General features: G+C 43.9%; 8 protein-coding genes. All 8 read left to right on the top strand.

Annotated elements, in window-relative coordinates; translation table 11 throughout:
• Nucleotides 1-27: 27 nt before the first annotated feature.
• The 8 genes from ABLT31_RS27800 to ABLT31_RS27765 all read left to right on the top strand — a co-directional run bounded on the left by ABLT31_RS27800 (nucleotide 28) and on the right by ABLT31_RS27765 (nucleotide 14,146).
• Nucleotides 28-1,695, top strand: a complete 1,668-nt coding sequence (locus ABLT31_RS27800) for an S-layer homology domain-containing protein (protein WP_367757999.1) — start codon at nucleotides 28-30, stop codon at nucleotides 1,693-1,695.
• 34 nt (nucleotides 1,696-1,729) lie between these two features.
• A complete protein-coding gene (locus tag ABLT31_RS27795; RefSeq protein WP_367757998.1) occupies nucleotides 1,730-3,790 on the top strand; it encodes a hypothetical protein in 2,061 nt (686 codons plus the stop codon).
• 109 nt (nucleotides 3,791-3,899) lie between these two features.
• Nucleotides 3,900-9,509, top strand: coding sequence for an S-layer homology domain-containing protein (locus tag ABLT31_RS27790; protein ID WP_367757997.1), 5,610 nt, complete (start codon nucleotides 3,900-3,902; stop codon nucleotides 9,507-9,509).
• 288 nt (nucleotides 9,510-9,797) lie between these two features.
• Entirely contained in the window at nucleotides 9,798-10,700 is a 903-nt protein-coding gene (locus ABLT31_RS27785) for a decaprenyl-phosphate phosphoribosyltransferase (protein ID WP_462976543.1), read from the top strand.
• An 11-nt stretch (nucleotides 10,701-10,711) separates the two neighbouring features.
• Nucleotides 10,712-11,668 (top strand): lysylphosphatidylglycerol synthase transmembrane domain-containing protein, encoded by a 957-nt coding sequence (locus ABLT31_RS27780; protein ID WP_367757996.1) that lies wholly within the window; start codon nucleotides 10,712-10,714, stop codon nucleotides 11,666-11,668.
• Nucleotides 11,662-12,069 carry a divergent PAP2 family protein gene (locus ABLT31_RS27775; RefSeq protein ID WP_367758063.1) on the top strand — a complete coding sequence of 136 codons (408 nt, stop codon included), beginning with the start codon at nucleotides 11,662-11,664 and terminating at the stop codon, nucleotides 12,067-12,069. The genes ABLT31_RS27780 and ABLT31_RS27775 overlap by 7 nt, the downstream gene beginning before the upstream one ends.
• Nucleotides 12,066-13,415, top strand: a complete 1,350-nt coding sequence (locus ABLT31_RS27770) for an FAD-binding protein (protein ID WP_367757995.1) — start codon at nucleotides 12,066-12,068, stop codon at nucleotides 13,413-13,415. Before ABLT31_RS27775 ends, ABLT31_RS27770 begins: the two co-directional genes overlap by 4 nt.
• The gene (locus tag ABLT31_RS27765; protein ID WP_367757994.1) at nucleotides 13,412-14,146 is read left to right on the top strand and encodes an SDR family oxidoreductase; all 735 of its coding nucleotides are present in this window, start codon (nucleotides 13,412-13,414) and stop codon (nucleotides 14,144-14,146) included. The genes ABLT31_RS27770 and ABLT31_RS27765 overlap by 4 nt, the downstream gene beginning before the upstream one ends.
• Nucleotides 14,147-14,295 lie beyond the last annotated feature (149 nt).

Genomic DNA, 14,295 nt, shown 5'->3' with positions numbered 1-14,295 from the left:
AATATTTACAACTAGAAGGAGGAAATGATGAAGAGAAATAAGTGCTTTAAGTTAATATTGTGTCTTATGCTGGTATTCTGCTCGCTGCCTCAACTCGTCGGTGCGGCAGGAGCGGAGGCTTATATTGAATTGGACAAGGCAGAAGTTAAAGTTGGCGATTCCATAACGGCAACCGTCAATTTAAGGGAAGTAACCCAAGTTTCAGGTGCGGAAGTTAATTTAAAATTCGATCCGGAATACTTCAGACTCAGCGGAGCCGGTGGATCTTCGGTTGCGGTAGTGGGCCCTCTAGCAAGCAGCTTTCAAATTAAGGATATTCGAGGAACTGATGGTGTGGTCATGGTTGCCGGAGCAAATACTCCTGCGGCAAATGGTGATTTTGCTTTTGCCACGCTGTCTTTTGTAGCGATAAAACAGGGAGCAACAAGAATCGAGTTCAGTTCGAATGCTGAAGTTGTATCAAATAAAGAGTCCATTTTCATACCATCAACGCCTTTAACGGTCAGCATTGCTTCAGGTACTCCAGTCGTAACACCTCCAGAAGTTGATGACGGGAGATATACAGGTGGAGATAACCAACAACAACCCCTGCCTTCTAATCCACCTGCAACGAATCCTGGTGGAGCAACCCCAGGTGGCGGTGGTGGAGGAGCAGGAGCACCTGCACCAGTTAACACTCTTCCTGTACCAAAAGCTGACGGTCTAAACAAAATTGGTGAAACGGTGAAAAAAGAGCTTGGAAATGAAGGCGGGGTTATGTCGGCTGATAAGGTTCAATTGACCTTACCAAATGGAGCGTTATTGAGTGCTATTGAGATTACAGCCGATAAAATCACTCCTATCGGGTCCACCTTAATCCAACCGACGAATAAGAATCTATCCTTTGCAGGGCCAGTATACCAATTTGGGCCGGAAGGAACGAAGTTTGAGCAACCTATCACGCTTACCTTTACGATTGACTCCAATCTTACAGGAGATGAACTGGAAAAAGCAGCGATCTACTATTTCAACCCTGATAAGAAGGTATGGGAACGGATTGGTGGAAAGGTAGACAAAGCAAATGGAAACATATCGGTTCAAATTAATCACTTTAGCATCTACGCCGTTATGGTTCAAAATAAGACCTTTGAGGATATAAACACACACTGGGCTAAAAAGGAAATTGAAGTATTAGCGGCCCATGATATTGTCAATGGATACAGTGGAAAAGCATTTTTGCCAGAAGGACAGGTTACAAGAGCAGAGTTTATTACCATGTTAGTAAAAATGCTAAATCTTCCATTGTCATCTGATGAAAAAGCTATTTTCTCAGATGTTAACAAAACAGATTGGTTTAGGACTTACGTTAATACAGCTCATGAGTCAGGCCTTATTAAGGGAGCTGATGGGAAGTTTAACCCTAATCGAAAGATTACTCGTGAAGAAATAACAACCATCCTTATTAATGCACTTAAGAAGGACAAAGAACTTGCTGAGCTGACAGATGAAGAAATGAAGAAGCTGCTGCCTTTCCAGGATGAAACGGAGATTGCGGGATGGGCTAAGAAGCATGCGAGTCTCGCAGTAAAAGCAGGACTAATTATGGGGATCAGCAAGGATCAATTTGCTCCGAAGATGAATGCAACGCGTGCACAAGCAGCGGCAATGATCTATCGTACGAGGAACTATTCAACACAGGATTCCGCTAATGAATAGCGGACTCCTTTTATACGGAAGGAAGAGGATGCCGGTGAAAAGGCGACTATCAAGGATGATGGCAGGAATACTGGCTCTAGTGCTTCTAGGTTTTTTTGTTGCCCCCCCTGGAGCTCAAGCATTAATCAGTATTTCGCCTGATCAACTTCGGGTCATGAAACCCATTGTGCTAAAGCTTGAAGGATTAACCAAAAATGAATTGCGCAGAGTGTTGGAGATCGCAGAGGATAAAGTCCGATACACCGTTGATGACAGTGTGTTTATGGGTAAAAATTTCAAAAAGGAAGATCTGATCTTTCTTATAAGTGTGATGAGAAATCCAACAATCATGACGGATGACTATTGGACACTATTGCTCGAGGGAATTAAAGCGGAAGATGCAAATCTGGTCTTACAAGGTGCGCAGCCTCTCATTACAGAGATTCTAAAGCGTCCAAACGCATTTACCTTGATTTCTGAGGTGAATAACATTCTCTCATTAGCTTTCGAAATAGCGGAAGACTCACTGTCTATCCCCAACATTCAGCCTGTGCTTAGCAAAATTAGGATGCTTCCAACATCACAAGCGCGCGCTTTGATATCACTTGTTGAAAGCAAGGGGAAAATGGCTTTATTCAATGATTACGAAAAAGAAGTCATTCGTTCGTATGGAGTAACAAAAGATGACCTTCTTGTGGCTTTGCGTGTAATCAAAGGATTAAGCGATGAGCAAATAAGAATCATTTTAGATTTCAGTTCCTCTACTAGCTACTCGGATCTTGTGAATGTTTATTATGGCCTGGTCAATCAGTTGACACCGGCGGAAAAAGCAAGCTTCTTAAGTCGCACAACTCAAATGATAGAATTAGCCGCTCACCTAAGCAAGAACATGCTGGATGAACTGGATGCTTTAAAGGAAATCAAATCATCACCGCTCCATGTTCTGGTATATGGAGTTACAGATCCAATGGATCAAGCGATTCTTGAAGTAGTGGGCCTTAATGTTACAGCATTCAATCGGGCTGTTCTTGGATTGACTAATGCGGAAAGATTATTGCTTGCCGATGTTGCAACGACACTGGGCATTGTCCAGTATCCGAATAATATGGCGGAAGTGTTGGATCAGCTTGCTGCGTACAAGACACAATTAACCTTTATTAATCGACTAAGCAACGAACAGCTCCAACTGCTCTTTAAGTTCAATCAAAGAAAATATGCGTTAACGGGATACAGCCTAACGCCGCAGGAAACTGATGCACTAGGGAAAATGGCCAAAGATGAAGCGGCTCGCTTGCTAAATGTTTTCCAGAGCAGCACTCTGGAGGATATCGAATTCCTTCGTCAAGGCATTCTAGGCGAGGATTGGAAAAGACTATTGTTATTTGTTTTGGCATATGAAGGGAAAATCCCAAGTGATTTGAAGGCCGGACTTTCATCTAAGGGAATAGGCCTAGGAAAGTCCGCAGGAATCGCCCTCGCTGCTAATCAATTGACTGTGGACCAGCTAAAAGCCCTAGCGAAAATCAGCAGCGCAAGTATTGATGACGTCATTAAGGCTAACCCAGTACTATCTACGGATGACGAAATGATGTTAAACGAAACAGGTCTCACTTATACGAACCTGAAAGCTATCACAACATCTATGACAACAGGGGAAAAAGACGTATTGGTAGATTTAATCTACAATCTACAAGAAAAGGCTTCAACAGTAAGTGGTAAGGTTCTTTTGCAGCATAAGCCAGAAAGCATGGATTTAACCGGAATCAAGATTCAGGTGCTTGAAACAGGTACTGTTATTTATTCCGGAAGTGATGGAAGCTATCAATTAAATCTGGATGCTGGTAGATATACCCTCTATTTTTCAAAGGCAGGTCATTTAAGTAAAAAGGTTATGATTGAAGTAGTTCCAGGAACAAGTATTCCGAACGTCACACTGCTTGCTGGCGATGCCAATACGGACAATAGGATCGGTCTCATTGACCTGACTGTGTTCGTTGATGAATATGGACTAAGCCGAACGACACCGGTTTTACGAGCTGACTTCAATGCAGACATTAGTGTGGACAGTCTTGATTTCGGAATATTAGCCTCAAACTATAGACTTGCTGGAGATTAAAGAAGAGTCAGACCCAAAACGAAGGATGACCCCGCATTGAATGATGCTTGGGGTCAGACCCTTAGGGGTCAGCCTCTCGATATGAATGAAATACGGAGGGAGAAAAGAAATGAGGGAGAAATCATGGCTACCCCGAATATTGGTTATTGCCATCTTAATGATGACCTTTATACCCTATTCGCCTGGGGCCTTTGCTAATACCGGACTGGCAGCAAGCGATACCGGGTTATTTGTTCAATTTGATAAAGAAGTCTTGAAACCGAGTGATCGAAGAGTAAATGTGAGCCTAAGCTTAAAAGGGGATTTGCCTCGGTACAAGGGAATAGAGCTGGAGGTAAGGCACAGTACTGATGCTATTCAGCCGGTTGGAACCAACCAAAATATAGTATCCTGGTCTTCCATCTTGGGTGAAGTACAACGGGCAGAAACGACTCTTGCCGGCTCATCCGTTTATGGGGCGGTCTGGAATCAGATTTTAACGGGCAGCGAACAACAGGTAGCCACCTTTGCTTTTGAAGCAAAGCCTGGTGCTGAAGCAAATAATGTCCTTCAAGTTGAAAAAGCCTATGTGCTAACTAATGGGGCCGATGGATATTTGCAAAAAGTTGAAATTCCGGTTAGTCAACCACAAACCTTAAAGGTTACACCTCGTGCATCAGATACGGTTGCTCCGGAGGTAACCCAATTTACCGTCAATGGTCAGGCAACACCTCCTGTACAGCTCAATGCACAAACAGCAAAGCCAACGATCCAGCTAAAGGTGATAGAAGAGGCACTCAATTTGGCTTCCAGTTTTATTCAGGTAGATGACACGGCGCCGATTTCATTGGCGGAATTTAGCCAAAGCTTTGATTCTAGCACGAATACCCATACACTTTCTCACACATTGCTGAATGCTTTGTCGCACGGACCGCATCTCCTTAGCTTATACCTGGTGGATCAGTCTGGAAATGAAACGCGTTCCGGGTTAATGGTTCTTGTAGATGCAGAAGTGCCTGCAACTCAACATATCATTGTCAACCAGTCTTCTTTGACAACCGTTCATGATTCAAGCGGAAAACCTTGGTTTATCGGTCCCACTCCGATCGTATTATTACAAGCGAAGCTAAGGGAAGCACTTCCTGGGGAAACGGCAACCATTCCGAATGATGGGACAGCCTCCAGCTTCTATAAGCTAAATGAAAGACCTTGGACCCTGTTTACGGATCCTATTCGCATTACAGATGGAGAACATGTACTGCGTTATTATTCAAAGGATCCTGCGGGCAACATGGAAGCTGAAAATAAGAATTCGGTCACCATTCGATACGATGCACCTCCGAAATTCAATATTGATGCATCGAGGTGGAAAGCCTACAATTCGGAAGGCTTGGAAAAAGATTGGAGAAGTCTAACTCTTGGAGACAGACTCGTCATACAATTACAGGCCTCAGAACCCAATCTTACACTTCGCCCATATTTGGGAACCATCCCTCTAACCAGCTATAAAGATAAGGGATATGGTCTATACGAAATTGAATATAAGATCCGTCCGGGGGATCGTGCGGTAAATGAACGCTTTATGGTTTTGGCAACCGATCGGTTTAACCAATCTGCGATGCTGATGTCGGCGGATGAAGTTACGGTTGATACCAACTTGCCAAATGCCTTTGCCTACATTGAAAATATGCCGAACATCAATCAATACTATAATGGTACAAATATTCCACGCCCAGTCTTATTTACCTTAGACGGAGCGGACATCCAGTATGCATTAGGCAAGGAAAATGCAACCTTTGAATACCTAGGAAGTCGTTTTGCTCCCATCCCTGCGGCGCAGCTTCATTCATTCTTGACGAATTATACGCCGAGTGTACCTCATGTTTATGATATAAAATATAGAGCGGTAAGTGCGTCTGATATCCCGGGTATGCAGAAGGAACTAACTTTCAGATATGATGCGCAGGCACCCGAGCAGCCAAGTGTGGCCAGCGTGAATCCATTCAGCAGTGCCGCCGGATTAAGCGTCATTCCAGAGTCAGTACCCAATGCTTATAAGACCAACGCGAAATCTGTTAATATCATTGCAGCAGTAAGTTCACCGGATGCGGACTTGATTCGCTTAAAGCGTGGAGCAACCATCATTGCGACGGCAAAATTCAATGGTGGAAGCTATGAGTTCAGAAATGTTTCCTTACTACGCGAAGGGTTAAATTCCTTTAATATGACGGTTGTAGATCTTGCAGGAAATGAAAGTAATCCTACAGCCTTTACCATTAATAGGGAGACATTAACACCACAGTTTACAATTACGGAAATTCCGGGAGGTAAACTTCGAATCAATTCCAATTCGGAAATCAGTGAAATTCTAACAGCAACACCTGCATCGACATTTACTGAATCGGTGAAGAATACCCTTCGAACAGACCGTTCTGTAACAATAGATCGTCCAAGCGGGAAGGTTACGATTCGAGCTAAAGATGAGTTTGGACAAGTGTTTGTGGGTGAATATCATTCGGTTGGCTTAACCGGAGGAAGAGATGTTGTAGAAGGCGATGCGTTCACAGTTCGCATACCGGAAGGTGCGTTCCCAGCAGGAACTACCTTGGTGGTCGAATCAAACGAAACAGAGGACCTGCCACCAGGATACAGTCCTTTGACATCCCTATTGTCCTTCTATTTTGACGGTTTAGAGCCTGAGGATGGAACATGGGTAGATTTATCGATGAGAATTCCAAATTTCTTCTCGCTCGGTATTATGCCGCATGAAATATTCCTGCTTCATTACTCTGATGGAAGATGGGAAAGAGAGAGTATCTTAAACCGGGAAATCTTCTATACAACCGGTATGGTATTTGAAGGAACAGATTTAATTATTCACTTCAAGGCTCGTAAATTTTCAGGCTACACATTTGGGGTTGAGCAGACCGCTCCAGAAATCCAGAATCTAAAGCTCAACGATACTTCCGTTGAATCCGTAACGGATAGTGTTTATGTTCATACGAATGAATTAAGACTAGAGGGCTCGGTAACTGAGTCCGTATACATGGAACTTTTCAGAGATGGGGAGACCGTTACGGAAAGAACGTATATGGAGCAAGGACTATTTACCCTTTCTTCAGCTTTGGAAAGCTTGGATGGCCAGACCTTGAACTATCGACTATTAGCAACAGATAGTACAAGTGAGTCTGCAGAAAAAACGTTTAGTGTTTATGTGGATAACGTAGCGCCTGTTATATCTATTTTAAATCCGGAATATGAAGCCGGTGAGATCAATCTGACAAGCACGCAGTTAACCGGGAATATATTCAACCTTCAAGTAAGCACCAGGGACGGTTCCGGAACCGTTACACATGCCGTTTACAATGAGTTAGGCCAGCAGCTTGGCACTTCATCCGATAGAGCTCACAGCTTTAGCCTATCCATTGCAGAGGGAGTAAATATTTTTACAGTAAAGAGTTGGGATCCATTTGGAAATGAAAGTGTACAAACGGTAACGATCAATTTGTCCATAAATCGTTTCCTCCTGCTAAATAAGCCGGTAGATTCAGAAACGACTAGCGGAAATGTGGCCGTTGAAGTGAGAACGAGTTCTCCTACCGTCACATATAAAGTCAATGGACAAGTGATTGGAACCTTCGACAGCACGAGCGGTACCGTTTCTCAGTTCGTTGCGCTTCAAGTGGGCAGTAATACTATTGAAATAGAAGGCGTAACGGGTTATGAAACCCTCCGTTTAACTGTCATTCGCTTCGAAACGGATGTACCGGTCATTAATACCGTAGGGGTTTGGGTAGGGGATCAGCAGCTGACCGCAGTTCCGAGAATCACAAAATCTAATTTTGAAATCCGAGGAACATTGGGAGTAGACGGAACCGTAACCGTCAATCACTCTACTGATGGAGTTACTCGTGATGGATTGTCCTTTGTCTACCCAGTACAGGTTGGTCAGGAAAACTTTGTACCGCATGTCTATACTGTTAGCGCGATTAACACTATAGGCCAGGCAGTACCGGTAACAGAAGAAGTTTATGTGGATACCGTTGCACCTACCCTCTCTTTGGTGTCGTCTCCAGCCACCACATCGGCTTCTTACACGCTAAGAGGTAACGTGCTTGATGGAGACATCGAAGGGACTTCCGTTCAGATTAATGTTAATGGTCAAAGCTTCACGAAAAATGGAATTGGAGACTTCAACCAGAGCGTTACACTTCAGTTAGGCACAAACCATTTTGTTATTAGAGCAACAGATCGTGCAGGGAACGTAAAGGAGCAAAACTTTACAGTTACCTACGCACCAACAGCACAACCAGATACTACAGCACCAGACATTACGATTAGTTCTGCAACCCAAGTTAGAAGTGCAAGCTATACGTTAACCGGGATAGTAACGGACAATGACTCCCATATTACGCTTACAATTAATGGAGTATCTGTTCCTTTAACAAATGGCCAGTTCAGCTATGCTGTTACGTTACAGGCAGGGGAAAACAGCTTCTCGTTAATAGCGAGGGATTCGTCTAATAATCAAGGAACACAGCCATTTACCGTAACCTATACCCCACAACAAGGTGGCGGCGGTGGCGGTGGCGGCGGTGGCACTGCACCAGTAGTGCCAAAAACACCCGAAAACGTCCATGAAGTAAAACCAGAAGACATTAGCGGTAAGGCGAAGGATGGAAAAGTAGTTGTTAGTGTATCGAAGGATAAAGACACGATTGACCTACCAGCTAATACAGCCAATCTCTTAGGAAGCAATAGTTTAGAAATTCAAACAGAAAATGGAACATTTGCTATTCCTTCTGAAGTTCTCAAATCATTAGCTGACCTTCTACCTGCGGAACAATTAAAGGATGCTAAAATTTCCTTTAAAGCAACTAAATTAGAGGGAACAGCTAAAAACCAATTGCTTTCGAAAGCTGGTCAAAATCAAGGCGCTAAATTAAATGCTGCGGGTGAAATCTTTGAATTTGAACTGTCCATTATCAACAAGGATGGAAAAGTGACGAAATTAAGCAGCTTTGCTAAACCTATTTGGATTTCGTTTAAGGTTAATCCGAATGCAAATCCTAAATTAATCGGTATCTACTATCTTCCTGATAACGGAAGCCTGGAATATCTGGGTGGACAGTTGAAGGATGGAGTAATTTCGGTTCAGGTCTACCACTTCAGTAAATATGGAGTGCTGGAATACAACAAAAATTATGTTGACGTAGCGGCTAACTATTGGGCAGCTCCTGTCATCCAAGAATTATCAGCAAAGCACATCATTAAAGGCGTGAGCCAAAATGAATTTGCCCCAATGGCTAATGTAACAAGAGCACAGTTTGCTACACTTCTTGTCCAAGCTCTAGGCTTGAAGGCTAGCGGAGAAGCGAAGTTCAGCGATGTACCAAAGAGTGCATGGTATGCTGAGTTTGTAGCTGCAGCCAATGAGGCGGGTATCGTTTCTGGTTTAGATGCACAAACCTTTGCACCTGATGCTGAAATCACTCGTGAGCAAATGGCGACAATGATCGTTCGTGCCTATGAAGTGAAGACAGGTAAGAAGGTAGAGCTTCAAAAAGGAACTTCTCACTTTACAGATCAGGACCAGATGAGCAGTTGGGCAATACCTTATGTCAATGCGGCTGCAGAAATCGAAATGATCAAAGGACGCAGCGCTGGCGTATTCGCACCGAAGGGATTAACGATTCGTGCAGAAAGTGCTCAAGTGATCTACAACCTACTAAATAAATAATGGGTGATTTTTTTAGCGACGGTATTGACCGTCGCTATTTTCTTTGGTCGGATTTCCATGAAGTCGAAGAGTATGTTAAAATCAACAAGGATCAAATTTGAACGATAAACAGGTGAAACAAATGAAACGAAAGATAATTTGATAACCTTTTGACTCAAATTTTATATTTCTAGATGAAACATTCAGTATGCATTGATACTTGGGTCTTTACAATATTAATAAAGAGTTAGTTAATCAACTAACGAAAAAGAACATCTAGATGTTAAATCTGTAATTATATCTTCCGAAATTAGATGGGGAAGATATTTTAATTTCAGAAGGGAGGCAAAGGATCTGAAACCTCTTGTACTACAACTTAGGCCGAAACAATGGACTAAAAACCTACTCGTCTTGGCCGCCCCGGTTTTTGCTGAAAAGTTTATTGATATACATGCAGTACTTGTGACGATCTTAGCTTTTTTCTGTTTTTCTTTCGCGGCAAGTACGGTCTATATCCTAAACGATATTCTCGATGTAGAGAAGGATCGGCTCCATCCGGAAAAGTCTAAGCGACCGATTGCTTCAGGCGCACTTAAAATCCGTACAGCTATTGGTATAGGTCTTTTTCTTCTGATTCTATCCCTATCTACAGCGTATTGGTTGGAGCCGCTATTTGCCGTAATCCTTGTGATTTATCTTGTTGTGAATGTGCTTTACTCCATTAAGCTGAAACATGTTGTAATCATTGATGTCATGATTATCGCCTTGGGCTTTGTCCTCCGAGGGTTCTCTGGAGCGGTTGTCGTAGAGGTTCGTATGACTTCCTGGTTTATTCTCTGTACGATGCTATTGGCCTTGTTTCTAGCCTTGAGCAAACGGAGGCACGAACTGGAGCTATTTAATGGGGACAAGCAGAGACAAAGAAAAGTGTTGGAGCACTATTCGACCGGCTTGCTCGATCAAATGATCTCTATCGTTACGTCCGCTACGATTATGAGCTATTCCTTATATACAGCGACATCTGGACCAAATGCCCTGATGATGTGGACGATTCCCTTTGTGATTTATGGGATATTTCGCTATCTCTACTTAGTACATATGCGAGAAGGTGGGGGCAGTCCAGAGAAAGTGCTGCTGGATGATAAACATATTTTAGGTACGGTTATCTTATTTGGTCTTACGGTTATGATCATCAAAATCTACTTTCAATAGAGGACAAAGAGATGGATACGGAACGACTTAAAAAAAGGCTGTGGCTGGGTCTCCTCTTGGGCCTCGTCGTGATCGTGGGGTTTGGGCTATGGGGGGATGTTAGGGAATTGGGAGAGAGTTTTTCTGAGTTCCATCCCGGCTATCTCGCGCTGATGCTGCTCTTTACCTTTATGGGTTATGTCCTGCGGTTTGTAAAATGGGAGCTGTACGTAAGGTCATTAGGGATCCATCTTTCTCTCGGGCAAAGTTCCATGATCTTTTTGAGTGGCATGTCCATGGCCATTACGCCAGGAAAAGCAGGAGAGGTATTGAAGTCTTTTCTTCTCAAACGAATGAAGAGGGTCGAGATCGCGCGTTCTGCGCCCATCGTATTGGCGGAGAGGACGACGGATTTGCTCGCGATGGCGGTTTTAGCTAGTATTGGAATAAGCCGATTTTCGAATGGATCTTATCTGTTGGTCGGTACCTTTCTGTTTTTTCTCATTCTCGTTTTGCTCATCCAATCCCGCCGGTTAACCCTACAATTATTAGGTTATATAAAGAAGGTTTCCCTCTTAAAACGAGTAGGGGAAAAGCTCGAAGTATTCTATGAAAGCTCCTACCAATTGTTCCATTGGAGAATTCTAATATTCACGACGGTGATAAGTCTCGTCTCTTGGTTTTTAGAATGTGTCTCGCTTTATTGGGTGTTCCAGGGCCTTGATATTGGTTTACCGTTATTAGAAGCCATTTATGTGTTTTCCTTTTCTTCGATTGCTGGGGCGGTATCTATGCTTCCCGGAGGACTGGGCGTGGCCGAGTCCAGCATGGTTGGTCTCCTCATGGGATTAGGGACGGAAAAGACATCGGCCGTGGCAGCCACGCTGTTGGCCCGTTTTGGAACACTCTGGTTCGGTGTCTTATTAGGGATGATTACGCTTTTGGCTTTTAGCCGAAAGTTATTTAGGGCGGAGGAAAGCAAATCATGAATTATATATACGCGGTGTTACCGTTCATCGCCTGGCTATGTTCCGGCTGTCTAAAGTTTGCGATCAACTATGTTCGTTTTGGGGCAGAGGCGAAGGGGCGAATTGGGAACGGTGGCTTCCCCAGTACGCATACAGCGGTGGTCAGCTCCGCTGTGATGCTGATCGGGTTTAAGGAAGGATTTAATACGCCCTTGTTTTCCTTAGGGGTGGCTTTTTTAATGATTACCATCATCGATGCTACGGGAATTCGCCGAGCTTTGGGAGACCATGCGAAGCATTTGAATCAGTTGGCCAAGCCTGAAAAAAGCTTGCGAGAATCCCAAGGCCACAATAAGATTGAAGTCCTCGGAGGTCTAGTTCTGGGGACGCTACTAGGGTATATAGGAGCGAGTATAGGATGAAAGCTTATCAAAGTACCATAGCCGGCTGGGGCAATTACCCCAAGGAGGAAGCGGTTCTCTATCGTCCGGAAAAATATCAAGAGCTGCAAGAGATGATTACAAGCAAAAGACATCTTCACTATATCTCCCGGGGATTAGGCCGAAGCTACGGGGACACAGCGCTGAACCGGGGAAACGGTGTCCTTTTGCATACCCAATTCCATCGTTTTCTTGCATTTGATGCAGAAACGCGGATCTTGGAGTGCGAAGCAGGGGTAACTTTAGAAGAGATCATTCGGGTGTTTTTGCCGCGCGGATACTTCCTTCCTGTTACTCCAGGTACAAAATACGTGACCATTGGCGGGGCGATTGCCAATGACGTCCATGGAAAAAACCATCATAAGGACGGAGCGATTTCCGATCATGTCATTGATTTTACATTAATGACGGCAGATGGAAGTGTATTAACCTGCTCGCGTGAGGAAAATGCGGATTTATTCTGGGCCACAGTAGGGGGCATAGGGTTAACAGGTATTCTGTTAACCGTTCGCCTTCGTTTAATTCCTGTTGAATCGGCATTTATCGATGTCGATTATCAAAAGGCAGCGAATCTGGAGGAGGCACTCGAAAAGCTTGCAGAGACGGATGAACTTTATCCCTATTCTGTTGCCTGGATTGATTGTCTTTCCTCGGGAAAATCCATGGGTCGGTCGGTTTTGATGCTTGGTAAGCACGCTTCCAGGGAGCATTCGCTGTCCGTTAAGGAGAAGAGAAAGCTTAATATGCCCTTCCATTTGCCGTCCGTAGCCTTAAATCCTTTATCCATTGGAGCGTTTAATACGCTTTATTATAACAAGTTTAAAGATAACAGCCGGGTCACTGTGGATTATGATACGTTTTTCTACCCGCTGGATGCGATTCACAATTGGAATCGGATGTATGGGACAAGCGGATTTATTCAATACCAAATGGTATTTCCGCCAGAAACGAGTAAGGCTGGCCTTACCACGATCCTGACTATGCTCAGTCGGTCAAAAAAATCCTCTTTTTTGGCTGTGCTAAAAAGCTTTGGACAGAAGGGGAAAGGTTGGCTGGCTTTTCCGAGAAAAGGGTATACCTTGGCGTTGGATATTCCGGTTCGCGGCGGGGAGAAGTTTTTCTCCTTTATTCAAGAGCTGGATAAAGCGGTTATGCAATATGATGGTGTCTTGTATTTGGCCAAGGATTCGACGATGAGCCCGGAAACCTTTCGCCATATGTATCCCGAATGGGAGAAGTTCCGTCAGATGAAGGATCAAATCGACCCGAATCATGTGTTCTCCTCTTCCATGTCCAGAAGACTGAAGCTTACGGAGGATCGAGGATGAAAACCGTCTTAATTTTAGGAGCGACTTCAGGAATTGCTAAGGCCATGGCCCATCAATTGGCGTCGGAGAAATATAACCTTATCCTAGCAGGAAGAGACCTGGAAGAATTGGAGCTGCTGGCAGGGGATATCGAAATTCGTCATCAAGTTCGGGTGGGAATACAGCCTTTTGACGCTCTAGCTTATGATCAACACCAAGCCTTTTTTGATGCTTGTGCCGAGCAAGCTCTCCTTTCTGGCGTCGTATTGGCTTACGGTTATATGGCTGCACAACAAGAGGCTCAAGAGGATTTCGAACAGGCGCGAAGGATGATGGAGATTAATTACGTATCTGCGGTCTCCATTCTAGAGATCGCAGCTGATTATATGGAAAAGAGAAAAAGTGGCTTTATTTGCGTCATTTCTTCGGTAGCAGGCGACCGGGGAAGACAGAGCAATTATATCTACGGATCGACCAAAGGGGCCTTGTCTGTCTATCTCCAGGGCTTGAGGAACCGATTATTTCCTTCAGGTGTAAAGGTGATTACGGTCAAGCCAGGATTTGTAGATACCAAAATGACCTTTGGCCAGCAGGGAATGTTTTTGGTCGCTAAACCGGAGCAAGTGGCAAACATGATGAGCCGGGCGATCCAAAAAGGGAAAGATTCCATTTATACGCCCTCTTTTTGGACTTTAATCATGCTGATCATTCGCATGGTGCCGGAAAGGATTTTTAAGCGTCTGAAGCTATAGAAGATAATATAAAAAAGAGGCTGACCAAAAGATAACACTTTTGAGTCAGCCTCTTTATTTAGAAATAAATTAGGATAAACTTCTGTGATTTATCGTAAGCGTCTAATAACTAGGTGGATAGAAAAAGAGCAAAATCTCAAGTAAACTGA

Source organism: Ammoniphilus soli, from assembly GCF_040813775.1.
This window is presented reverse-complemented; position numbering and strand designations above follow the sequence as displayed.

Coding starts and splice junctions, on each gene's coding strand:
- ABLT31_RS27790 (WP_367757997.1), top strand. CDS start 3,900: ATGAGGGAGAAATCATGGCTACCCCGAATATTGGTTATTGCCATCTTA.
- ABLT31_RS27765 (WP_367757994.1), top strand. CDS start 13,412: ATGAAAACCGTCTTAATTTTAGGAGCGACTTCAGGAATTGCTAAGGCC.
- ABLT31_RS27770 (WP_367757995.1), top strand. CDS start 12,066: ATGAAAGCTTATCAAAGTACCATAGCCGGCTGGGGCAATTACCCCAAG.
- ABLT31_RS27780 (WP_367757996.1), top strand. CDS start 10,712: ATGGATACGGAACGACTTAAAAAAAGGCTGTGGCTGGGTCTCCTCTTG.
- ABLT31_RS27800 (WP_367757999.1), top strand. CDS start 28: ATGAAGAGAAATAAGTGCTTTAAGTTAATATTGTGTCTTATGCTGGTA.